Genomic DNA, 23,619 nt, shown 5'->3' with positions numbered 1-23,619 from the left:
TGTCCTTAGTGCAGATTGGGCTGGGCGCCGACGCCCTTTTCGTCGATCGGATAGCCGCGCGCGAAGCGGTCGAGCCGGAAGGCGCGGGCGGTCTGATGCGGCGTGTTGCTGGCGATCAGATGGGCGTAGCAGAAGCCGGAGGCGGGTGTCGCCTTGAAGCCGCCGTAACACCAGCCGGTATTGAGGTAGAGATTGTCGATATGGGTGCGGTCGATGATCGGCGAGCCGTCCATGCTCATATCCATGACGCCGCCCCAGGAGCGCAGATAGCGCACGCGCGAAAGCGACGGGATCATCGCCAGCCCGGCCTCGGCGACATGTTCGACCGAAGCGAGATTGCCGCGCTGGGCATAGGAATTATAGCCGTCGATATCGCCGCCGAAGACGAGGCCGCCCTTATCGGACTGGGAGACATAGAAATGCCCGGCGCCGAAGGTGACGACCGTGTCGATGAAGGGTTTCAGGCCTTCGGAGACGAAGGCCTGCAGCACATGGCTTTCAATCGGCAGCCGCAGGCCGGCCATATCGGCGACGACGGTGGAGTTGCCGGCGGCTGCGAGCGCCAGCTTGCCGCAGCCGATGAAGCCCTTGCTGGTCTCGACGCCGGTCACCTGACCATTTTCGCGGCGGATGCCGGTCACCTCGCACTGGGTGATGATGTCGACGCCGCGGCTGTCTGCGCCGCGCGCATAACCCCAGGCGACCGCATCGTGACGCACCGTGCCGCCGCGCGGGTGGAACAGGCCGCCCATAATGGGGAAACGGGCATTGTCGAAATCGAGGAAGGGCAATTTCCGACGCACCGCCTGCCGGTCGAGAAGCTCGGCGTCGACGCCGTGCAGCCGCATGGCGTTGCCGCGGCGCGTATAGGCGTCACGCTGCGCATCGGAATGGAAGAGGTTGAGCACGCCGCGCTGCGAGACCATGGCGTTGAAGTTGAAGTCCTGCTCCAGCCCTTCCCAGAGCTTCATCGACAACTCGTAGAAGGGGTTGTTGCCTGATAGCAGGTAGTTCGAGCGGATGATCGTCGTGTTCCTGCCGATATTGCCGGAGCCGAGATAGCCCTTTTCGAGGACGGCGACATTGGTGACGCCGAACTCCTTGGCGAGATAATAGGCGGTGGCAAGACCATGGCCGCCGCCGCCAACGATGATGACGTCGTAATGCGGCTTCGGCGCCGGATCGCGCCAGGCAGGCGCCCAGCCCTTGTTGCCGCGAAGGCCGTGCAGAAAAATCGAAAGAGCGGAATAGCGCATGGGTCACCCGGAAAGAACAGAAGCATGATGCCAGAAAGAGACGCGTGCACTTGCACAATAAGGACATAAATCGCTAAGAAAGAGACATGTCCTTACTTGATAGCAGAAATGTCCAGACAATCGGCTTCATCCTCATCCCGGGATTTGCGCTGATGTCCTATGCCTCGGCCACAGAGCCGCTCAGGGCGGCAAATCTTCTGGCCGGGCGCGAGATCTATCGGCTGCGGATCTTCTCGCCGGATGGTGCAGCGGCGCTTTCCTCCTCGGGCACCAGCGTTCCCGCCGAACCTCTGCCGGTCAGAGGCTCGGGACTTGGAACAGCCTTTGTCTGCGCCGGCGGGTCACCGCGCGACTGGCGATATCCCGGTGTGCTTGCCTGTTTGCGGCAGCTGTCGCGCGAAGGTGTGCGGATCGGCGGCATCTCGGGCGGCCCCTATCTGATGGCCGCCGCCGGATTGCTGGGCGGCCGCGACTTCACCATCCACTGGGAGCATGCAGCCGCCCTTCTCGAAGCCTTCCCGGACCTCACGCCGCGCCAGGCGCGCTTCATGATCGACGGCAACCGGATCACCTGCGGCGGCGGCATCGCGCCCCTCGACATGATGCATGTGCTGATCGCCGAGCGCATGGGACCGGATTTCGCCCGCCGGGTCAGCGACTGGTACCTTCATACCGAGGTCAACGAGCCGGCAGCCCCGCAGCGCGCCTCGCTGGCCGAACGTTACGGCGTCCATCATCCCGGCCTGCTCAGTGTTCTCGAACGGATGGAGGAGACGATCGAGATGCCGCTCGAACGTGCCGCCATGGCGCGCATTGCCGGCGTCACCGCACGCCACCTCGACCGGCTCTTTGCCGCCTATCTCGGCACCACCTTCCTCGATCAATATCGCAGGATCAGGCTGCAGCATGCCCATCGCCTGCTGAAACAGAGCCCGCTTTCGGTCTCGGAAATCGCGGTCGCCACCGGTTTTTCCAGCCTGAGCCATTTTTCCCGGATGTTCCGCGCCGTCTACGGCATCGCTCCGCGCGCGGCGCGGCGGGAATAGGTTTTCTTCACGGTTGAGGAATTTTCACTATGGCGATAGGGTTGCCTTCAGATCAAAAGAGAAGGCGGCGGTGGAAAATCCATGAAATCCAAGCGTGAAGCTGCAGAGCAACCGGAACAGGCGCATAGTGGACGCGCACCCTTTTCCCAGGATCCGCACGCCGTCCGGGAGCCGAAGGAGAACAACCTCGAAATGGCGATCGGCCACGAGGTCCGTGCCTACCGCAAGAAACTCGGCATCACGGTCACCGATCTGGCGGCCGCGACCGGCATTTCGCTCGGCATGCTGTCGAAGATCGAGAACGGCAACATCTCGCCGTCGCTGACGACGCTGCAATCGCTGTCGCGGGCGCTCGGCGTGCCGCTGACCGCCTTTTTTCGCCGCTTCGAGGAACCGCGCAATGCCGTCTTCGTCAAGGCGGGGCAGGGCATCGAGCTCGAGCGGCGCGGCACACGCGCCGGCCACCAGTATAATCTGCTCGGCCATATCGACAACAATACCAGCGGCGTCATCGTCGAGCCCTATCTGATCACGCTGACCGCCGATTCCGATATTTTCCCGACCTTCCAGCACGAGGGCATGGAGTTTCTCTACATGCTCGAAGGCGAGGTGATCTATCGCCACGGCGACCAGCTTTTCCAGATGCAGCCGGGCGACAGCCTGTTCTTCGACGCCGACGCGCCCCATGGGCCGGAGCAGTTGATGAAGCTGCCGAGCAAGTACCTCTCGATCATCAGTTATCCCCAGCAGAACTCCAAGAGCTGACTTGCCTTAGAAGAAAAGTTTATTCCTCCCAGTTGATGTCCCGATGTAGACCTGCTAGTCCTTTCTCAACATGAAAGGAGGCACACCTATGTGCGGCATCGTTGGACTGTTCCTCAAGGACAAGAGCCTTGAGCCTCAGCTGGGAAATCTGCTCTCGGATATGCTGATAACCATGACCGATCGCGGTCCGGACTCGGCCGGCATCGCCATCTATGGCGGCTCCGCCGAGGGCAGGGCAAAAATCACCATCCAGTCGGCCAATCCCGGCGCGGATTTCGACGGCCTCGCCGGCGACCTTGAGAAGGCCGGCATCAAAGCCGACGTCTCGATCAAGAGCACGCATGCGGTCATCGAGCTGGACGCGTCCAAGCTTGGCAATGTGCGCAAGGCGCTTGAAGAGATCCGCCCGGCGGTCCGTCTGATGGGATCGGGCGAAAGCGTCGAAATCTACAAGGAGATAGGCCTTCCGAAAGACGTCGTGGCGCGCTTCGGCGTCCGGGCGATGAGCGGAACCCACGGCATCGGCCATACCCGTATGGCAACGGAATCCGCGGTCACCACGCTCGGCGCGCATCCGTTCTCGACCGGCGCCGACCAGTGCCTCGTGCACAATGGCTCGCTCTCCAACCACAACAACCTGCGCCGCGAACTGGTGCGCGAAGGCATGACCTTCGAGACGCAGAACGATTCCGAAGTCGCCGCCGCCTATCTCACCGCCGAAATGGCCAAGGGCAAGGATCTCGGCCAGGCGCTGACGGGCGCGCTCGACGATCTCGACGGCTTCTTCACCTTCGTCGTCGGCACCAAGTCCGGCTTCGGCGTGGTGCGCGACCCGATCGCCTGCAAGCCCGCCGTCATGGCCGAGACGGATCAGTATGTCGCCTTCGGCTCGGAATATCGCGCGCTGGTCAACCTTCCCGGCATCGAGAATGCCCGTGTCTGGGAGCCGGACCCGGCAACCGTTTACTTCTGGGATCACGACAAGGCCGCCTGAAGGACGCCTGAAAAGCAGGAGCCGGCGCAAACCGTCTCGGACCAACGAGGAATAAATGCCCACATTCGATCTTTCCAACACGCCTCTTCGCGAACTGAACAGCGCGCTGCACGCCCTTTCCCAGGGTGCCAACGACACTGAATTCGAAGTCATCAACCCGCGCGGCAGCCATGCCGTCGCCGTTGGTATCGACAGCCCCGTCACGGTCGCTGTCAGAGGATCGGTTGGCTATTACTGCGCCGGCATGAATGACGGCGGCAGGGTGACGGTTCATGGTTCGGCCGGTCCGGGCGTTGCCGAAAACATGATGTCCGGCACCGTCGTCATAGAGGGCGACGCCAGCCAATATGCCGGCGCCACCGGCCGCGGCGGCCTGCTCGTCATCAAGGGCAACGCGGCGTCGCGTTGCGGCATTTCGATGAAGGGCATCGACATCGTCGTTCATGGCAGCATCGGCCACATGTCGGCCTTCATGGGTCAGTCCGGCCATCTGGTCGTACTGGGCGACGCCGGCGATGCGTTGGGGGATTCGCTCTACGAAGCCAAGCTGTTCGTCCGCGGCGAGGTCAAGAGCCTCGGCTCCGACTGCATCGAGAAGGAGATGCGGCCGGAGCATCTGGACAAGCTTGCCGAGCTGCTCGATCGCGCCGGGGTCACGGACGTCAGGCCCGAAGAGTTCAAGCGCTACGGCTCCGCCCGCAAGCTTTACAATTTCAACATCGACAACGCCGACGCGTATTGAGGCGAGGGACCCCCATGAGCTATCACAACCCCTATACCCCGCCGCGCAAGTCCGCGACTTTCGACGACTATACGCTTGCCGAAATCCGCCGCGCGGCCGCGACCGGTATCTATGACATCCGCGGCGCCGGCACCAAACGCAAGGTTCCGCATTTCGACGACCTGCTGTTTCTCGGCGCCTCCATCTCGCGCTATCCGCTCGAAGGCTACCGCGAGAAATGCGACACGACTGTGGTGCTCGGCTCACGTTTCGCCAAGAAGCCGATCACGCTGAAGACGCCGATCACCATTGCCGGCATGAGCTTCGGCGCGCTGTCCGGCAATGCCAAGGAAGCGCTCGGCCGCGGCGCGACGATCGCCGGGACCTCCACGACGACAGGCGACGGCGGCATGACCGATGAAGAGCGCGGCCATTCGCAAACGCTGGTCTACCAATACCTGCCGTCGCGCTACGGCATGAATCCGAAGGATCTGCGCCGCGCCGACGCGATCGAAGTCGTGGTCGGCCAGGGCGCCAAGCCCGGCGGCGGCGGCATGCTGCTCGGCCAGAAGATCTCCGACCGCGTCGCCAATATGCGCAACCTGCCCAAGGGCATCGACCAGCGCTCGGCCTGCCGCCATCCGGACTGGACCGGCCCCGACGATCTGGAAATCAAGATCATGGAGCTGCGCGAGATCACCGACTGGGAAAAGCCGATCTACGTCAAGGTCGGCGGCGCGCGTCCGTACTACGACACCGCTCTTGCGGTGAAGGCCGGCGCCGACGTCGTCGTGCTCGACGGCATGCAGGGCGGCACGGCGGCGACCCAGGACGTCTTCATCGAGAATGTCGGCATGCCGACGCTCGCCTGCATTCGTCCGGCTGTCCAGGCGCTGCAGGATCTCGGCATGCACCGCAAGGTGCAGCTCATCGTTTCGGGCGGCATCCGCTCCGGCGCCGACGTTGCCAAGGCGCTGGCGCTGGGCGCCGACGCGGTCGCGATCGGCACGGCGGCGCTCGTGGCGATCGGCGACAACGATCCGCATTGGGAAGAGGAATATCAAAAGCTCGGCACGACGGCCGGCGCCTATGACGATTGGCATGAAGGCAAGGATCCGGCCGGCATCACCACCCAGGACCCGGAGCTTGCCAAACGCCTCGACCCGGTTGCGGCCGGCCGCCGCCTCGCCAACTACCTCAAGGTCATGACACTCGAGGCCCAGACGATTGCGCGTGCCTGCGGCAAGAACCACCTGCACAACCTCGAGCCGGAAGACCTCGTCGCACTGACGATCGAGGCATCGGCCATGGCGCAGGTGCCGCTCGCCGGCACCAACTGGATCCCCGGCAAGACCGGTTTCTAAAAACGCCGGCCGGGCGCGTTTGGGAGGATGCGGCCGGCTTCGTTATCAAGTGTCTAAGATCATTACATAAGGTCAATACAAGGGGACAAACGTGACACTGGACCTCTCGCAATACGCCTCCGAAAAAGGCATCAAATATTTCATGATCAGCTACACCGACCTGTTCGGCGGCCAACGCGCCAAGCTGGTCCCCGCCGAAGCCATCGCCGACATGCAGAAAGATGGCGCCGGCTTTGCGGGCTTTGCAACCTGGCTCGATCTGACGCCTGCCCATCCCGACCTGTTCGCGGTTCCCGATGCTTCCTCCGTCATCCAACTGCCCTGGAAGAAGGACGTCGCATGGGTTGCCGCCGACTGCGTCATGGACGATCAGCCTGTCGAACAGGCCCCGCGCGTTCTGCTGAAAAAGCTGGTCGCCGAGGCTGCGAAAGAGGGGCTGCGGGTAAAAACCGGCGTGGAGCCCGAGTTCTTTCTCATCTCTGCCGATGGCTCGGTGATTTCAGACCAGTTCGATACCGCCGAGAAGCCCTGCTATGATCAGCAGGCGGTGATGCGTCGCTATGATGTCATCGCCGAGATTTGCGACTACATGCTCGAGCTCGGCTGGAAGCCCTATCAGAACGATCACGAGGACGCGAACGGCCAGTTCGAGATGAACTGGGAATATGACGACGCGCTTCAGACGGCGGACAAGCACTCCTTCTTCAAGTTCATGGTCAAGTCGGTCGCCGAAAAGCACGGCCTTCGCGCCACCTTCATGCCGAAGCCCTTCAAGGGCCTGACCGGAAACGGCTGCCATGCCCACATCTCGGTCTGGGACATCGATGGCAAGGTCAACGCCTTCGCGGACAAGGAAATGGCCTTCGGGCTCTCCGCTCAGGGTAAAACCTTCCTCGGCGGCATCATGAAGCACGCCTCGGCGCTCGCCGCGATCACCAATCCGACGGTCAATTCTTACAAGCGCATCAACGCGCCGCGCACGACATCGGGCGCCACCTGGTCGCCGAATACCGTGACCTGGACGGGCAACAACCGCACCCACATGGTGCGTGTGCCGGGACCCGGACGTTTCGAGCTGCGCCTGCCGGACGGGGCGGTCAACCCGTATCTCTTGCAGGCGATTATCATCGCCGCCGGCCTCGACGGCATCCGCAGCCAGGCCGATCCCGGCCGGCATTACGATATCGACATGTATGCCGAGGGGCATCTGGTGAAGGACGCACCGCGCCTGCCGCTCAACCTGCTCGACGCGCTGCGTGCCTATGATGCCGACGAGGGCTTGAAGGCGGCAATCGGGGCTGAGTTTTCCGCCGCCTACCTCAAGCTCAAGCATCGGGAATGGAATGCCTACTGCTCGCATTTCACCCAGTGGGAACGCGACAACACGCTCGACATCTGAGGAGCGGGCAGACCTGCAATAATAGGCACGCCGGACGGAAAAGCGCCGGCGCGCCCAGGTTCTCTGCGCTTGAAACGGCGAAGGAAAAGACCGCATGAAGAACTTCGTACTCACCGTATCCTGCCAATCGACGCGCGGCATCGTTGCGGCGATTTCGAGCTATCTGGCGGAGAAGGGCTGCAACATCATCGACAGCTCGCAGTTCGACGATCTCGATACCGGCAAGTTCTTCATGCGCGTCAGCTTCATTTCGGAAGAAGGGCTTTCGGGGGCCGATATCGACGCCGGTTTTACAGCCGTCGCCGCGCCCTTCGAGATGGATTACGAGTTTCACGACAGCGAGAAGCGCATGAAGGTGCTGCTGATGGTGTCGCGCTTCGGCCATTGTCTCAACGACCTGCTCTACCGCTGGAAGATCGGCGCGCTGCCGATCGACATCGTCGGCGTCGTCTCCAATCATTTCGACTACCAGAAGGTCGTGGTCAACCACGACATCCCCTTCCACCATATTCCGGTCACCAAGGCCAACAAGGTGCAGGCCGAGGCCCGGATCATGGAGGTGGCCGAGCAGACCGGCACCGAACTGATCGTGCTCGCCCGCTACATGCAGATCCTGTCGGACGAGATGTGCCAGAAAATGTCCGGCCGGATCATCAACATCCACCATTCCTTCCTGCCGAGCTTCAAGGGCGCCAATCCCTACAAGCAGGCCTATGGCCGCGGCGTCAAGCTGATCGGGGCGACGGCGCATTACGTCACCGCCGATCTCGACGAAGGCCCGATCATCGAGCAGGACACGGCGCGCATCACCCATGCGCAGTCGCCCGACGACTATGTCTCGATCGGCCGTGACGTCGAAAGCCAGGTGCTGGCGCGCGCCATCCACGCCCATATCCATCACCGCACCTTCATCAACGGCAACCGCACCGTGGTCTTCCCGGCAAGCCCCGGAAGCTACGCCTCCGAACGCATGGGTTGAGAGAGACGGCCATCGACGGCAGCACGCAGTCGCATCGGTCATGCAGGACGTTAAAGCTGCGGCGAGTGCCGCCGAAAGTTTGGGAAATGCATGCCGGGCGGGCTTGCCACGGCGCGAAAGACTTATATAGTCAGGAAATAAATATTCCGTAGAGGAAATAAGAGGGAACGGAAATGGCTTTATCATGGCGTTTCTCCGTCTTGGCGGATCGGCATCGCGCTCTGGGATCGAAGCTCGAGGACTGGAGCGGCATGGGAACCGCCTGGACCTACGACAAGGACATGTCGGAAGAACATGTCGCGGTCCGCACCAAGGCCGGCATCATGGATGTCTCGGGCCTGAAGAAAGTGCACCTGGTCGGCCCGCACGCCATCGCCGTGCTCGACTACATCACCACCCGCGACCTGACGAAGATCTATCCCGGCCGCTCGGTCTATGCGACCATGCTGAACGAGCGCGGCCACTTCACCGACGACTGCATCGTCTATCGCACCGGCCCGAATTCCTGGATGCTGGTGCATGGCTCCGGCTCCGGCCACGAGGAAGTCGTTCGCCAGGCGGCAGGCCGCAATTGCGCCGTGCTCTTCGACGACGACCTCCATGACCTGTCGCTGCAGGGTCCGCTCGCGGTCGACTATCTCGCCAAATACGTGCCCGGCATCCGCGACCTCAAATATTTCCACCACATGCAGACGACGCTATTCGGCGCGCCGGTGATGATCTCCCGCACCGGCTATACCGGCGAGCGCGGCTACGAGATCTTCGTGCGCGGCCAGGACGCCGTGATGGTCTGGGACCGGATTGTCGAGGAAGGCAAGGAGATGGGCATCATCCCCTGCTGCTTCTCGGTTCTCGACATGCTGCGTGTCGAAAGCTACCTGCTCTTCTACCCCTACGACAATTCGCAGATGTATCCCTTCGCCGATCAGCCGCCCGGCGACAGCCTCTGGGAACTCGGCCTCGACTTTACCGTCAGCCCCGGCAAGACGGGCTTTCGCGGCGCCGAGGAACATGCCCGCCTCAAGGGTAGGGAACGCTTCAAGATCTTCGGCATGCTGATCGATGCCGACGGACCGGCCGATCTCGGCGACGAGGTCTTTGCCGACGGCAAGAAGGTCGGCGTCATCACCTGCCCGAGCTATTCGTCGCTGACGAAGAAATCCATGGCGATTGCCCGTCTCGACGTTGACAAGGCGGTGCATGGGACGAAACTCGAAGTCCGCGGCAAGACCGTCAAGGCAGGCGCCACCGCCCATACGCTTCCCTTCGACGATCCGGAGAAGAAGAAGAGGACTGCCGTAGGTTAAGGAGCACGCGAATGCTCGTTGCAGGCATCAAGAGCCGACCAGTCTACACGGGACTGACCATCCAGCCCAACGCCCGGCGGCACATTTTCGCGCTCGAAGGGGAGGGCGCCAAGGCTCTCCTCGATCAGCAGCCGGCGCTTGACGAAACGGCGCTTTCCCGCAGCGAAATCCTCTATGTCGCCCGCGGCTCGCAAGGGTCCGGCCTGGACGAGGCGCTGCGCCGCCTCGGCGCCGACATGTTCTTCACCGCTCCGACCATCGCAACGCTGCTCTTCCGGTTGAAAGGCTCGCTCGCCACCGCCCATATGGGCACGCGGCTTTATATCTCGGGCACCGAAGGCTTCATCGGTCAGTCGATGCTCTTGGCGCTCGAATACGGCATGGACCATGCCTCCGTCATCACCGAGCATCGCGGCTCGCTGGCCCGACGCGTGCAGTGCGTCCATTGCAAGGGCATCACCGACGACGTCACCACCAGCCCCTTTGCCTGCAGCCATTGCGGGCTCCCGCTTCTGGTGCGCGACCATTATTCACGTCGGCTCGCGGCCTTCCAGGGCGTCAATATCGATGCCGAAGAGCCCGGCAGCGCGCCTGATCCGGAGGAGTTGTTCCTTTGAGCGGTGGTACTGAAATTCCTGTCCGCGTGGCGCGGATCACGCCGATCGCCGATCGCGTCAAGCGCTTTCGCTTCGAGCGCCTGGACGGCAAGCCGATGCCCTATTTCTCCGGCGGCGCGCATGTCATCGTCTCGATGAACGATGGCGGCCACATGCGCCGCAACGCCTATTCGCTGATGTCGCCGCCGCATGACTGCACGGCCTATGAGATCAGCGTGCTGCATGTCGAGGATTCACGCGGCGGCTCCACCTTCATGCATGAGAAGGTCAGTGAAGGCGACGAGCTGAAGGTCAGCTATCCCGTCAACCTGTTCCAGCCGGACTGGCGCGGGCGCAAGCATCTTCTGATCGCCGGCGGCATCGGCATCACTCCCTTCATCGCGATGATGGAGCAATTTTCCCGCGAAGGCGCCAATTTCGAGCTGCACTACGCCATCCGCTCGCGCGACCGCGGCGCCTATTGGCGGGAACTGCTGGAGCGCTACGGCGGGCATCGCATCAAGATCTATTGCGACGCCGAAGGTGGCGCCATCCCGTTGACGCGCCTGCTCGACAGCCAGCCGCTTGGCACGCATCTCTATGTCTGCGGCCCATCCGGGATGATCGACGGTGTGCTGAAAACAGGCCTCAATGCCGGCTGGCCGGAACAGAACCTGCATTCGGAACGGTTCCTGTCGTCGCTGCCCGGCAAACCGTTTACGATGGAACTGATCCGCTCCGGCAAGACCGTGAAGGTCGGCCATCACGAAAGCATGCTGGAGGCGATCGAGGCGGCGGGCGTCGACGCGCCCTTCCTCTGTCGCGGCGGCGCCTGCGGTCAATGCGAGACCGGGGTCGTCACCTGCGACGGCAAGCTGCTGCACCATGACGTCTATCTGACGAACGAAGAAAAAGCATCCGGCCGCAAGGTGATGATCTGCGTGTCCCGCTTCGAGGGAAACACGCTGCATCTCGATCTCTAGCGGCATCTGACAAAGCGGGACAAGGAGACCGAACATGGCAATCGCCTTCAAGCAGGAAACCTTCCGGAACGACTTCAGCTACCGCAACAGCCCCGAAAATATCCGGCGCTTCCCGTTTCCCTTCGACCGCGACGAATACATGTATTCCGTCAACATGGAGCCGCATGTGCGCGGCCGGGCGGGCACCGTCTACGAAAACCTGATCGACGTCGACGAGCATTACGTCGCCGAAATGCACGACCGGGCGTTGGTTCTGAAGGAAGATCCGCTGCGCTACCAGGCGCTGCCGCACATGATGAGCGCGCAATGGGATACGCTCGAACTTTTGATGGAAGAGCAGGCGGCGGGTTATCCCGAGCATTTCACGCTGATCCGCAACGGCGACCAATGGCGCTGGATCAACCGCCCGCTCGGCATCGACGACAGCTTCACCTTCGGCGATGCCTCGACGCTGCCCTGCGAGCCCTTCGAATATATCACCCGCCAGGCCCAGGGCGACTTCTGCATCGTTGATCAGCGCGACGGCAATCTCTGGATGGACGCCGGCATGGTGACGACGCAGGCCGACTGGTCGCTCGATTTCGATATCGGCATGAATTTCATGGAATGGCACGGGCCGGTGCCGCTCGCCCACCAGATCGGCGTCTTCGACCGGGCGCTGAAATTCCTGTTGAACCTGCAGCAGGGCAAACCGACACGGCGCTTCAACTGGACGATGACGATCAATCCTCGGCTCGACACCAGCCCGGAGAACTACCACAAATGGGGTCCCGATCGCACCACCGTGACGCCTGACAATGTCGGCGAGAAGGTGCATCTGCGCGTCGAGCTGCAGAGCCTCTGGCGCCTGCCGCGCTCGAATGCCATCCTCTTCGTCATCCGCTGCTACCTGATGAACATGGAGGAGCTCGCCACCGTGCCGAAATGGGCGCGCCGCTTTCCGCGCGTGCTGAAGACGCTGCCGCCGGAGCTCATCGACTACAAGGGCCTCACCCGTTTCCGCGAGACGACGATCGACTGGCTTTCCAAATATGACGACGGAGCTCCCACCAGCCCCGGCATCTATCCCGACTGACGCGCAGCGGTGCGCACCAGCGCCGCGTGTGGTTTCAGACGCGCAAAACAGGCAATGACATATAATCAAGAGGGGAATGCTTCATGACAAGAGTAGCCGTCATCGGTGCCGGTCCTTCCGGGCTTGCGCAGCTGCGCGCCTTTCAATCGGCCGCCCAGAAGGGCGCCGAGATCCCGGAGATCGTCTGCTTCGAAAAACAGTCGGATTGGGGCGGGCTCTGGAACTATACCTGGCGCACCGGCCTCGACGAATATGGCGAGCCGGTCCATGGCAGCATGTATCGATACCTCTGGTCGAACGGCCCGAAGGAATGCCTGGAATTCGCCGATTATTCCTTCGAGGAGCATTTCGGCAAGCCGATCGCCTCCTATCCGCCGCGCGCCGTGCTCTGGGATTACATCAAGGGCCGCGTCGAGAAGGCGAATGTCCGCCACTGGGTGCGCTTCAGCACGCCGGTGCGCATGGTCCGCTTCGACGATCAGACGAAGAAATTCACGGTGACGGCGCATAACCGCATCGAGGACCGGATGTATGACGAGGAATTCGATTATGTCGTCGTCGCAAGCGGCCATTTCTCGACGCCGAACGTGCCCTATTTCGAGGGTGTGAAGACCTTCAACGGCCGCGTGCTGCATGCCCATGATTTCCGCGACGCGCTGGAGTTCAAGGGCAAGGATATCCTGATCGTCGGCCGCAGCTATTCGGCCGAAGACATCGGTTCGCAATGCTGGAAATACGGCGCGAAATCGGTGACGACGAGCTACCGTTCAAAACCGATGGGCTTCAAATGGCCGGAGAATTTCGAGGAACGGCCGCTGTTGACCAAGCTCGAAAACCGCACGGCGCATTTCCTCGACGGCTCGAGCAAGGAGGTCGATGCTGTGATCCTCTGCACCGGATACCAGCACCACTTCCCCTTCCTGCCCGACGATCTCCGGCTGAAGACCGCCAACCGCCTCTGGGCCGACAGCCTCTACAAGGGGGTGATCTTCGACAAGAACCCGCAGCTTTTCTATATCGGCATGCAGGACCAGTTCTACACCTTCAACATGTTCGACGTGCAGGCCTGGTGGGCGCGCGACGTAATGATGGGGCGCATCACCCTGCCGTCGGAAGAGGCGCTGAAGGCCAATTTCGACATGTGGCGCGCCCGCGAGGAAACGCTTGAAGATGCCGAGCAGATGATCTGGTATCAGGGCGACTATGTGAAGGAACTGCTTGATGAAACCGACTATCCCTCCTTCGACATCGAGGGCACCAACCGGACCTTCATGGAGTGGGAACATCACAAGGCCCACAATATCATGGGCTTCCGCGATCATGCCTACCGGTCGCTGATGACCGGCAACATGTCGCCGACGCATCACACGCCCTGGGTCGAGGCGCTCGACGATTCCATGGAAGAATATCTGCGCAACTGATGAGGCAGGCCTGCATTGCCGGAGGAGGGTGGTCGTGCATTCTCTTCCGGCGCATGCGCCGTATTAAATGAGACGACATAAATCCATCTGTAACTCTTCTCTTCGGATGTGGCCTTCATGGATTTTCAAACGAGCATTCTCGGGCGCATGAACGGTTTTCTCTACCGCTGCCGCGCCGACGAAAACTACACCATGCTTGAAATGACCGACGGCATCGAGCGCATCTTCGGTTATCCCACCGACGAGATCATCGGCAATCGCACGCGGACCTTCACCTCGATCATGTACGAGGAAGACGTGCCTCTGATGGACGAGATCGTCGGTCGGGCGCTGGAGAAGCGCACGGACTGGACGATGGAATACCGCATCCGTCACGCCATGGGTCATCTCATCTGGGTCACCGAGACCGGCGGCGGCATCTGGGACGAGAGGGGCGAGCTTCTTTATCTCGAAGGCAGCATCATCAACATCGAATCACTCTATCAGCGAATCGATGAGCAGACCGCCGACATGCGCGTCACCGCCTCGAAGACCAATGAAATCCTGCAATCGCTGCGTTACCTGAAGCTGCTTGCCGTCAATGCCGGCATCGAGGCCGCCCGCGCCGGCACGGCCGGATCGGGCTTTGCCGTGCTGGCCGCCGAGATGCGCACGCTCGCCAACTCCTCGGAAGAGGCCGCACGCGCCATTTCCAATGCACAACGCAAGGCGGAAGGCTGAGCGTCACCCGGCGCAGCGGCAGATTTGCGGCTGACGTCGAAAGCCGCATTATTAACCGTGCGGTGCAGCTGGAGAACATAAAGCGTTTCCAATGGCTTGCCGCAATCTCGCCCTCGAAAAACCTCACGTCATTATGGGTAATGTTAAGGTCGCGTTAACTTTTTGTTAACCATAGCAGCGCTAGACATGGTCAACGATTTCTTCACATAGATGACCAAAGTGCTAACAGACGCTCGCTCTATCCGCATCAAGGGCCGCTCTTTCCTCGCGGTCATGCTGTCCCCGGATCTTCCCATCGATGATTGGTTGATCAGGCTGGACGATCTGGCCGCGCGTTCGGCCGGGTTTTTCCTCGGCCGGCCTGTCGTGCTCGATCTGACGGACCTGCAGATCGACCGGCCGCAGCTGAAGGACCTGATTGCCGAACTTGCCAAGCGCAATGTCAGCATCATGGGCATCGAAGGCGCGCGGCCTTCGATCCTCGGCTCCGGGATGCCGCCGGCGCTCAAAGGCGGCCGGTCGGTTTCCGATATCGAGGTTCCGGCCAAAGAGAGCGTCGATACGCCGGTCAAACCGGCAGCGGCGGAGACGCGCCCGGCCATGCAATCGATCGTCATTCGGGAGCCGGTGCGCTCCGGACAATCGGTGATATTCCCGGAAGGTGACGTCACCGTCATCGGATCGGTCGCCTCGGGTGCCGAGGTCATCGCCGGAGGGTCCGTGCATATCTATGGCGCCCTGCGTGGCCGAGCCATGGCGGGGTCCATCGGAAACGCATCGGCGCGGATCTTTTGTCGCAAGCTCGAGGCCGAGCTGGTTGCAATCGACGGCATCTACAAAATGGCGGAAGACATGGCCCCCAATCTTCGCGGACAGGCTGTTCAGCTCTGGCTCGAAGAGGACGCGATCATGGCAGAGAAACTGATCTGACGGCAGCGGTGCGCGTCTCTTCGAGAGCCGCAAAGGACGCTGTAACACTTTGAATTACTGGGGCCACGGCAAAGGAGAGACAATGATGGGGAAAGTGATCGTCGTCACGTCAGGCAAGGGCGGGGTTGGCAAGACCACCTCGACCGCCGCATTGGGAGCGGCGCTGGCGCAACGCAATGAAAAAGTCGTCGTCGTCGATTTCGACGTGGGCTTGCGCAATCTCGACCTCGTGATGGGCGCCGAACGCCGGGTCGTCTACGACCTGATCAACGTGATCCAGGGCGACGCCAAGCTTACCCAGGCGCTGATCCGCGACAAGCGTTTGGAAACGCTGTTCCTGCTGCCGGCCTCGCAGACGCGCGACAAGGACAATCTGACGGCCGAGGGCGTCGAGCGCGTCATCAACGACCTGAAGCGCTATTTCGACTGGATCATCTGCGACAGCCCCGCAGGGATCGAACGCGGCGCGACGCTTGCCATGCGCCACGCCGATGTTGCCGTGGTCGTCACCAATCCGGAAGTCTCGTCGGTGCGCGATTCCGATCGCATCATCGGCCTGCTGGATGCCAAGACCGCCAAGGCCGAACGCGGCGAACGGATGGAAAAGCACCTGCTGCTCACCCGCTACGACGCCAACCGCGCCGAACGCGGCGACATGCTCAAGGTCGACGACGTCCTGGAAATCCTTTCCATCCCGCTGCTCGGCATCATACCCGAAAGCATGGATGTCCTGCGTGCCTCCAACATCGGCGCGCCGGTCACGCTGGCAGACAGCCGCAGCGCGGCTGCTATGGCCTATTTCGATGCCGCTCGCCGGCTCGCCGGCGAGACGGTGCCGATCGCGATCCCAGAGGAAAAGAGGAATATTTTCGGCAAGATCTTCGGACGGAGGGCAGCATGAATATTTTCCGTCTTTTCAACAAGCAGAGAACAGCACCGGCCGCCCGCGAACGGCTGCAGGTCCTTCTCGCCCATGAACGTTCCTCGGCGGGGTCGGACCTGGTCTCGCTGCTGCGTGAGGAAATCCTGGCGGTGATCGCAAAACACGTGCAGCTCGACCATGACAAGGTGCAGGTGACGATCGATCGCAACGAGTACGTCTCGACGCTGGAAATCGACGTCGAAATCCCGCTGAATGCAGCCGTGCAGGCGGCTTGAAAGATAGCGCTGCCTGTCGTGTCGACAGGCGGCGCCGACAGTCAGGACTTTCTGGCTTTGCGATTGGCGTAGCGCAGGTCGCGTTCGGCCTTTCGGGCCGCTTCATCGGCAATCACGCGGGCGATCCGGTCTTTGTCAGCCGCTTCGCGCGCGTCGGCCTCGGCGCGTGCGGCGGCCTCGGCGGCAGCCTGACGCTCGGCTTCTGCGGCCTGAGCCCGCTCCAGTTCCTCGAGCTTGACCCGTTCGCGCGCAGCACGCCGTTCTTCCCTGGCCGCGGCAATGGCCTGGCGCTCCGCCTGCTTGGCGAGCCGGGTGGGTTCAGCCGTATCCTTGGCGGTACGATACGCATTGAGGAGAGCGGCCTTGGCTTCGGCAGCGGCGCTGCGGCGATCGGCAAGCTCGTTGTTTCTGGCGTTTTTCAAATCTGTTTCCTGACTGTTGGATGTCTGGCCCGAAGGTCAGATTTTCTTTTTCTTTGCGGCAAGAGCGGTAACCGCTGTCAAGCGATCCTGCAACTCCTTGGCCTCGCGGGCTTCGCGTAACCGCAAGGTCTTTTCTTCGCGGGCCCGCACCGTCTGATCGACTTCCTCAACCGCACGGCTTCGCGCCAGGAATTGCGATTGCGCGTTTCCAAAGGCAATCTCCGCCTGCTTGCGTGATTTGCTATGTGACTCTGTCATATCCGTCCTGGATTCATGCGCCGCTCAGCGAACGCAACAAAAAGGCCAGGCAAATTGCCTGACCTTGATAGTATCATGCTTTCGGCAGTGCCGGTACATCCGCGGTCAAAGGAAAGCAGATTTCAGCTCAGGCAGCCTGGAGATTGCAAGCGGACATTTTGCCCGACTTGTTATCGCGCTCAAGCTCGTAGCCGATCTTCTGGCCCTCGACGATTTCGCGCATTCCGGCGCGCTCGACGGCAGAGATGTGAACGAAGGCGTCAGCGCCGCCGTCATCAGGCTGAATGAAGCCGAAGCCCTTGGTGGAATTGAACCATTTAACTGTGCCAGTGGTCATAACAAACCCTTTCATAGCAATTGACAGACCGCACGTGCGCAAGCACGGCGGATGATGATCTCGATTTTGAAGAGGGAAGTTCGTCCAGGGCACGTTGCTAGCGTGCGATAACAAAAGTCAAACAAGCAATATCGACAACCGGAATATAGTCATCCAAGCCGAGTTTGTCAACTTTTAGTTTTTTGGAATAGCGAAATCTCCATTAGGTTGTATATCGACCGCCTTGCATGCCGAAAATCCGATCACCGCCTCAGACCTCAAAGAGCACGGGTTATGAGCGCGGCCGCGACTTCTGCGGGTCGTAGTGCGAAAGCGGCACGATCGTCGCCGGCAGGCGCTTCTGGTGGCCGTCGAGCCTGCCGATTTCGACCTCGGTGCCGGGGCTTGCATGCATCACGTCGATGCGGGCGAGCGCGATGGTCTTGCCGAGAACAGGCGAGCGGGTGGCACTGGTGACGACGCCGACCTGGGCCCGGCCGATATGGACGCAATCACCATGGCCGACGGCCTCGTTGGCCTTGATGTCGAGGCCGACGAGCAGGTGGCGCGGATGCTCCTTGCGCCGGATCAGCGCCTCACGGCCGATAAAATCATCCTGCTTGGATTTCAGCGGCACGGTGAAACCGATGCCGGCCTCGAACGGGTCCGTCTGGTCGGTGAATTCGTGATGGGCGAAAATCAGGCCCGCCTCGATGCGGACCATGTCGAGCGCCTCCAGCCCCATCGGCTTCAACCCATGCGGCTGGCCTGCCTCCCAGACGGCGTCGAACACCGTCAGCGCATCCTTCGGATGACAGAAGATCTCATAGCCTAGCTCGCCGGTATAGCCCGTGCGCGAGACGACGACAGGGGCGCCCTCGAAGCCGCCGATGCGACCGACGGTGAAGCGGAACCATTCGAGCTCGCCGATTTCAGGCTGGCGCGGCGCCGTCCAGATGATCTGCTTGAGGATATCGCGGCTCTTCGGCCCCTGGAGGGCGATATTGTGCATCTGGTCGGTCGAGGAGCGGACCCAGGCCTTGAAGCCCTTCTTCTCGGCCTGTTGACGCAGCCATATGCCGCTGAAATCATCGCCGCCGATCCAGCGGAAATTCTTGTCGCCGAGCCTGAACAGCGTGCCGTCATCGATCATGCCGCCGTTTTCGTAGCACATGGCGGAATAGACGACCTGGCCGGTCGACAGTTTGCGCACGTCGCGCGTCAGGCAATATTGCAGCAGTTCCTCGGCATCCGGCCCCGTCACCTCGAACTTCCGCAAGGGCGAGAGATCGATGACGGCGGCGCGCTCGCGGCAGGCCCAATATTCCTCGACCGGCCCTTCGCTGGAAAAGCGGTTCGGCAGCCAGTAGCCGCGATATTCGGCGTAGTCCCGCGTCAAGGCGGAGAGGCGAGGATGAAAGGCGGTTTCGCGCGTCAGTTCGGCGTCGGCATCTGGGGTCATGCGATAGGCTACCGCTCGTGAGAATTTCTCTTTTCCGGAAAAGGTGCGGACGTGGATATCCGTCGGATCCCAGCCGTTCGCCGCGTCGATATCGTCGGGACAGGACGAGGAGACGCAGACGAGATCGGTCAGCGCCCGCATCAGCACGTAATCGCCGGGACGCGACCATGGCTCGTCGAGATAGAGCTGGTTGTTGTGGTCGATATTGGTGTTGTAGAAATAATTCAGCGCTTCCCAGCCCTTGCGGCCGGCAATGCCGTAGGGCGCCAGCGCCGCGTTGAAATTATCCGTGCAGTTGACGTGGCCGGGATAGCCCATGTCGTCGTAATAACGCGCATTGCAGGCGGTCGCGAAAGCGTCGTGACGGCCGACCGTATCCTGGACGATCTCGACCAGCGGCTCGAAGTCGCGGTCGAAGGCCTTGGAGGGCAGGCCAGGCATGGGATAGCTGCGGCCGAGCAGCGTGCGGGTGACGGTGGAATCAAGCGCGAGATCGAGGCCTTTGTCGACCTTGCGGGCGGCAAACGCCTGGAAATCGGTGCACTGGCGTCCATAGACGTCGATGATCTGGATGAATTCGCCGGCACGTACGAAATAGGCAGCGGCGGTCGCCGCCCGGATGCGGATATCCTCGACCGGATCGGCGACCGGTTCCGGCAGGGCCGAGGCGTAATCGCGGATCAACAGGCTGCGCTTGATCCTGATCTCGATCGGCGTCGCCGTATCCTGCGCCTCCGGCGACATGGCCGCGGCGGGTGCCGCGACGATCAGCAGGCCCTTCATGGCAATCGTGAAATCCGCCTGGCTGCCCGGGGTCGATCCTGCCCCGAAAATGCGAAGCGCCCCGGCCGAAGCCAGATCGGCGCCGCGGCGCAGAAGCGCTACGCGCGTGCGGGCGGCGCTCTCATGCTCTGCCTGAAGAATGGCCTTCAAACCCTCGGCTGAATTGCTGAATGCCGCACCAAGACCGGCTGCCCGGAACCGTCCCTTTTCGTCGAGGAAAGAGATCTCGCAGACCTGCCCGCCCTCGCTGTCGATGACGCTGACGCGGTCGCCCGGCGCGACGCGCATGACGACCGATCCGCCGCCCTTTGCCCGGTAGCGCTCGGTTCCCTCCGGCAGGGTGGGAATGCCGGGATAATGCACGAGGCTCGCAGTCGCCGGGCGCAGGCCGTTCATAGCAGGATGAAGTTCTCGCATGCTGCCCTCATGGGGGATCGGCGTACCCTGGGGCACACCCATACAGGTTACAAAATGCCTCGGGAAAGTAAAGTCATGTTGACTAAAAAGAAAATATCTTCACTATGTATAAAGAGTTGAGACTCGGGGAATCCGTCGGGAACACGGATCGCCAAAATCATCCGGGCCGGCTTGAGACTGTCAGGGAGACACGTTCAGGGAGACGTACAAAGATACGTCCGGAACAAATCGAATGGGGAATTTCACCGATGACAGATGTTGTGGAGGCCGGAATTGCATCCGGCACCGAGGGTAAGCTTGTACGCGCGCTCGATTGGAAGGGCGCATTCTGGGTGGCTGCGGGCGTGCCGCCGCTCGTTCTTTTCTCCATCGGCGGTATCGCGGGCACGACGGGCAAGCTCGCCTTCGTCGTCTGGATCATCTCGATGGTGATGGGTTTCCTGCAATCCTTCACCTATGCCGAAATCGCCGGCATGTTCGGCAACAAATCCGGCGGCGCCTCGGTCTATGGCGCCACCGCCTGGCTGCGTTATTCGAAATTCATCGCGCCGCTGTCGGTCTGGTGCAACTGGTTTGCCTGGTCGCCGGTGCTGTCGCTCGGCTGCGCCATCGCCGCCGGCTACATCCTCAATGCCTTCTACCCGATTCCGGCGGCGGATTCGCAAATGGTCCTCGACTGGATAGCCGCCCATGCCGCTTCCATCACGGCCGATAGCCCCCGCGTCGCCGAATATATCGCCGCCCATGCCGGCACCACCCCCGATGACGCCGTCAAGGCATTGCTCAGCACCGACGGTGTCGCGGCGCTCACGCCGGCGATCCGCAACTGGTCGCTCGTCACCTTCAACATCCCCTTCCTTGCCACCGCCAATATCAATGCCACCTTCTTCATCGGCGGCATCCTGATGCTGATCATCTTCGCGATCCAGCATCGCGGCATCTCGGAAACGGCCAGCGTACAGAAGTGGCTGGCCATCATCGTGCTGGTGCCGCTGCTGATCATCGGTCTTTACCCGATCGTCAGCGGCCAGATCCTTGCCACCAACGTCACCGGCCTCGTGCCGCCGACGGCAGCCTATGCCGCCGCCGACGGCACCTGGAGCAACGGCGGCTGGACGCTCTTCCTCGGCGGCCTCTATATCGCCGCCTGGTCGACCTACGGCTTCGAGACGGCGGTCTGCTACACCCGCGAACTGAAGAACCCGAAGACCGACACCTTCAAGGCGATCTTCTATTCCGGCCTTGCCTGCTGCCTGTTCTTCTTCCTCGTCCCCTTCGCCTTCCAGGGCGTTCTCGGCCATGCAGGCATGCTCGCCCCCGGCATCGTCGACGGCACCGGCGTTGCCGAAGCGCTCGGCGGCCTGATCGGCGCCGGCCGGGTCGTCACCCAACTGCTCGTCGTGTTGATGATCATGGCGCTCTTCCTCGCCATCATGACGGCGATGGCCGGCTCTTCGCGAACGCTCTACCAGGGCTCGAAGGACGGCTGGCTGCCGAAATACCTCGACCACGTCAATGAGAATGGCGCGCCGACGCGGGCGATGTGGACCGATTTCGCCTTCAATCTCTTCCTGCTGGCAATCGCCTCGGATGTCGGCGGCTATTTCTTCGTGCTCGCCGTCTCGAATGTCGGCTACATCATCTTCAACTTCCTGAACCTCAACTCCGGCTGGATCCACCGGGTGGATTCCGGCCATATCGAACGCCCCTGGAAGGCGCCGACGTGGCTGATCGGCCTCAACACCGTGCTCGCCTTCGTCAACGCCCTCTTCCTCGGCGCCGGCGCCAAGGTCTGGGGTTACTCCAATGCGCTCTGGGTCGGCTTCATCTTCGCCGCCCTGATCCTGCCGGTCTTCGCCTATCGCCACTATGTGCGCGACGGCGGCAAGTTCCCGGCCGGCGCGATGGAGGATCTCGGTCTCGTCGGCCAGGATCTCGGCGTCAAGAAAGCCGGCATCCTGCCCTATCTCGCGCTCGCCGGCGGCTTGGCGATCGTCCTGATCGCTAACGTGATCTTCCAGCTTCCGGCCTAAAATCGCCTCCCAAGCAGCAAGGCCGAAAAGCCGCCATGGAAACATGGCGGCTTTCTTCGTTGGTGTTGCAGACCGGGCGAGACGACTCATCCGGTTATGGGCGGAGACTCAGCGGCCGCCCTCGATCTTGCGGTGGCGCTGGTTGATGCCGCCCTTGCCGTAGGGATAGTCGAACGGCTGAGGGGCGCTCACCTCGTTCAATCTTGCCATGTCATCATCGGAGAGCTTGAGCTTCATGGCGCCGAGATTGTCGGCGAGCTGTTCGGGCGTGCGGGCGCCGAGGATGACCGAGGTGATCGCCGGCTGTGCCGCCGTCCAGGCGAGCGCCACCTGCGCCATGCTGACGCCATGCCCCTTGGCGATCTCTTCGACAACAGCGATGATCGCCCAGGTTCGCTCCAGCGCGTTGCGCGGCGCATAGGATTCGCCGCCGCGATTGGGGTTTTCACCGAGGCGGGTAGCACCCGTCGGCATCTCGTCGCGCTTGTACTTGCCGGTCAGCCAGCCGCCGCCGAGCGGCGACCACGGCAGCAGGCCCATGCCGGCATCCTGGCAGGCCGCGACAATCTCAAGTTCGATGTCGCGCACCAGCAGGTTATATTGCGGCTGCAGCGTCACCGGGCGGGTATAACCGCGTGCCTTGGCGATTTCCGAGGCCTTGGCGATGTGCCAGCCGACATAATTGGAGAAGCCGTAATAGGCGATCTTGCCGGAGGAAACCGCATCGTCGAGAAAGCGCAGCGTCTCTTCGATCGGCGTCAGCGCATCCCAGGCATGCATCTGATAGAGATCGATCTGCTCAAGGCCGAGGCGGCGCAGAGAATCGTCGAGCGCCTGGCCGAGATGCCGGCGCGACAGGCCGATATCGTTGGGTCCGTTGCCCATCGGGAAACGCCCCTTGGTGGCGACGATCGCCTGGCGGGCCTCGGTCGGGCGCGCTTTCAGCCAGCCTCCGATGATCTCTTCCGACTTGCCGGCGCTGTAGACATCGGCGGTATCGATGAAATTGCCGCCCCAGGCGAAATAATCGTCGAGCAGTTTATGCGAGGCGGCCTCGTCAGCCTCCGCGCCGAACGTCATGGTGCCGAGGCAATAGGCGGTGACGACGGTCCCGCTGGGACCGAGCTTGCGATAGTCCATTTCTTCCTCCTCATGCGGATACCCGCAGCCGACGCGCAAACGGTCGGGGTAGAAGCCGGGGCTCCTGCAATCAA

General features: G+C 61.9%; 23 protein-coding genes. 17 read left to right on the top strand and 6 right to left on the bottom strand.

What is annotated here, in order from left to right; all coding sequences use genetic code 11:
* Positions 1-5: 5 nt before the first annotated feature.
* A complete protein-coding gene (locus FHT69_RS15350) occupies positions 6-1,256 on the bottom strand; it encodes a sarcosine oxidase subunit beta family protein (RefSeq protein WP_183905572.1) in 1,251 nt (416 codons plus the stop codon).
* Between the two features lie 86 nt (positions 1,257-1,342).
* Between FHT69_RS15350 and FHT69_RS15345 the strand changes: the two genes are divergently transcribed.
* From FHT69_RS15345 to minE, 16 genes are all read left to right on the top strand, one after another.
* Positions 1,343-2,302: a GlxA family transcriptional regulator gene (locus FHT69_RS15345; RefSeq protein WP_183905571.1), complete on the top strand. Its 960-nt coding sequence runs from the start codon at positions 1,343-1,345 to the stop codon at positions 2,300-2,302.
* Between the two features lie 81 nt (positions 2,303-2,383).
* The gene (locus FHT69_RS15340; protein WP_063475681.1) at positions 2,384-3,067 is read left to right on the top strand and encodes a helix-turn-helix domain-containing protein; all 684 of its coding nucleotides are present in this window, start codon (positions 2,384-2,386) and stop codon (positions 3,065-3,067) included.
* Between the two features lie 88 nt (positions 3,068-3,155).
* Positions 3,156-4,061 carry a class II glutamine amidotransferase gene (locus FHT69_RS15335; RefSeq protein ID WP_183905570.1) on the top strand — a complete coding sequence of 302 codons (906 nt, stop codon included), beginning with the start codon at positions 3,156-3,158 and terminating at the stop codon, positions 4,059-4,061.
* A gap of 55 nt (positions 4,062-4,116) precedes the next feature.
* Positions 4,117-4,803 (top strand): GXGXG domain-containing protein, encoded by a 687-nt coding sequence (locus FHT69_RS15330; protein ID WP_047611831.1) that lies wholly within the window; start codon positions 4,117-4,119, stop codon positions 4,801-4,803.
* Between the two features lie 14 nt (positions 4,804-4,817).
* Positions 4,818-6,146 (top strand): FMN-binding glutamate synthase family protein, encoded by a 1,329-nt coding sequence (locus FHT69_RS15325; protein ID WP_003594873.1) that lies wholly within the window; start codon positions 4,818-4,820, stop codon positions 6,144-6,146.
* 91 nt (positions 6,147-6,237) lie between these two features.
* Positions 6,238-7,545, top strand: a complete 1,308-nt coding sequence (glnT, locus tag FHT69_RS15320; protein WP_063475679.1) for a type III glutamate--ammonia ligase — start codon at positions 6,238-6,240, stop codon at positions 7,543-7,545.
* 94 nt (positions 7,546-7,639) lie between these two features.
* The gene (gene purU / locus FHT69_RS15315) at positions 7,640-8,524 is read left to right on the top strand and encodes a formyltetrahydrofolate deformylase (RefSeq protein WP_183905569.1); all 885 of its coding nucleotides are present in this window, start codon (positions 7,640-7,642) and stop codon (positions 8,522-8,524) included.
* 173 nt (positions 8,525-8,697) lie between these two features.
* Positions 8,698-9,831: an aminomethyltransferase family protein gene (locus FHT69_RS15310; RefSeq protein ID WP_183905568.1), complete on the top strand. Its 1,134-nt coding sequence runs from the start codon at positions 8,698-8,700 to the stop codon at positions 9,829-9,831.
* Between the two features lie 11 nt (positions 9,832-9,842).
* Positions 9,843-10,448 (top strand): dimethylamine monooxygenase subunit DmmA family protein, encoded by a 606-nt coding sequence (locus FHT69_RS15305; protein ID WP_183905567.1) that lies wholly within the window; start codon positions 9,843-9,845, stop codon positions 10,446-10,448.
* Positions 10,445-11,410, top strand: a complete 966-nt coding sequence (locus tag FHT69_RS15300) for a PDR/VanB family oxidoreductase (protein WP_097544636.1) — start codon at positions 10,445-10,447, stop codon at positions 11,408-11,410. Before FHT69_RS15305 ends, FHT69_RS15300 begins: the two co-directional genes overlap by 4 nt.
* Before the next feature lie 34 nt (positions 11,411-11,444).
* Complete coding sequence (locus FHT69_RS15295) at positions 11,445-12,485, top strand: heme-dependent oxidative N-demethylase family protein (RefSeq protein ID WP_097622835.1); 1,041 nt, start codon at positions 11,445-11,447, stop codon at positions 12,483-12,485.
* Positions 12,486-12,568: 83 nt separating this feature from the next.
* Entirely contained in the window at positions 12,569-13,906 is a 1,338-nt protein-coding gene (locus FHT69_RS15290) for an NAD(P)-binding domain-containing protein (RefSeq protein WP_097544638.1), read from the top strand.
* Positions 13,907-14,023: 117 nt separating this feature from the next.
* Positions 14,024-14,626 (top strand): PAS domain-containing protein, encoded by a 603-nt coding sequence (locus FHT69_RS34555; protein ID WP_047613341.1) that lies wholly within the window; start codon positions 14,024-14,026, stop codon positions 14,624-14,626.
* 210 nt (positions 14,627-14,836) lie between these two features.
* Positions 14,837-15,556 (top strand): septum site-determining protein MinC, encoded by a 720-nt coding sequence (minC, locus tag FHT69_RS15280; RefSeq protein WP_047613339.1) that lies wholly within the window; start codon positions 14,837-14,839, stop codon positions 15,554-15,556.
* Positions 15,557-15,641: 85 nt separating this feature from the next.
* On the top strand, positions 15,642-16,457 hold the full coding sequence (gene minD / locus FHT69_RS15275; protein ID WP_018448670.1) for a septum site-determining protein MinD: 816 nt from the start codon (positions 15,642-15,644) through the stop codon (positions 16,455-16,457).
* A complete protein-coding gene (gene minE / locus FHT69_RS15270; protein ID WP_003574994.1) occupies positions 16,454-16,714 on the top strand; it encodes a cell division topological specificity factor MinE in 261 nt (86 codons plus the stop codon). Before minD ends, minE begins: the two co-directional genes overlap by 4 nt.
* Before the next feature lie 41 nt (positions 16,715-16,755).
* Here the strand turns inward: minE and FHT69_RS15265 are convergent, their stop codons facing one another.
* The 4 genes from FHT69_RS15265 to FHT69_RS15255 form a co-directional block, all read right to left on the bottom strand.
* The gene (locus FHT69_RS15265; protein ID WP_047613336.1) at positions 16,756-17,136 is read right to left on the bottom strand and encodes a DUF6481 family protein; all 381 of its coding nucleotides are present in this window, start codon (positions 17,134-17,136) and stop codon (positions 16,756-16,758) included.
* Positions 17,137-17,172: 36 nt separating this feature from the next.
* Positions 17,173-17,394: a hypothetical protein gene (locus FHT69_RS33965; RefSeq protein WP_047613334.1), complete on the bottom strand. Its 222-nt coding sequence runs from the start codon at positions 17,392-17,394 to the stop codon at positions 17,173-17,175.
* Between the two features lie 127 nt (positions 17,395-17,521).
* Positions 17,522-17,731 (bottom strand): cold-shock protein, encoded by a 210-nt coding sequence (locus FHT69_RS15260; protein WP_003548109.1) that lies wholly within the window; start codon positions 17,729-17,731, stop codon positions 17,522-17,524.
* A gap of 271 nt (positions 17,732-18,002) precedes the next feature.
* Positions 18,003-20,372, bottom strand: coding sequence for a DUF1989 domain-containing protein (locus tag FHT69_RS15255; RefSeq protein WP_183902940.1), 2,370 nt, complete (start codon positions 20,370-20,372; stop codon positions 18,003-18,005).
* Positions 20,373-20,620: 248 nt separating this feature from the next.
* On the opposite strand from FHT69_RS15255, the gene FHT69_RS15250 reads away from it, so the two are divergent.
* On the top strand, positions 20,621-22,405 hold the full coding sequence (locus FHT69_RS15250) for an APC family permease (protein ID WP_047613331.1): 1,785 nt from the start codon (positions 20,621-20,623) through the stop codon (positions 22,403-22,405).
* Positions 22,406-22,513: 108 nt separating this feature from the next.
* Here the strand turns inward: FHT69_RS15250 and FHT69_RS15245 are convergent, their stop codons facing one another.
* Positions 22,514-23,545 carry an aldo/keto reductase gene (locus FHT69_RS15245; protein WP_097622832.1) on the bottom strand — a complete coding sequence of 344 codons (1,032 nt, stop codon included), beginning with the start codon at positions 23,543-23,545 and terminating at the stop codon, positions 22,514-22,516.
* Between the last annotated feature and the right edge of the window lie 74 nt (positions 23,546-23,619).

Source organism: Rhizobium sp. BK008 (assembly GCF_014197345.1).
In the GTDB taxonomy this organism is placed as follows: Bacteria; Pseudomonadota; Alphaproteobacteria; order Rhizobiales; family Rhizobiaceae; genus Rhizobium; species Rhizobium anhuiense.
Note: the sequence above shows the minus strand (reverse complement) of the source record. Positions and strands in the feature narration are given on the sequence as shown.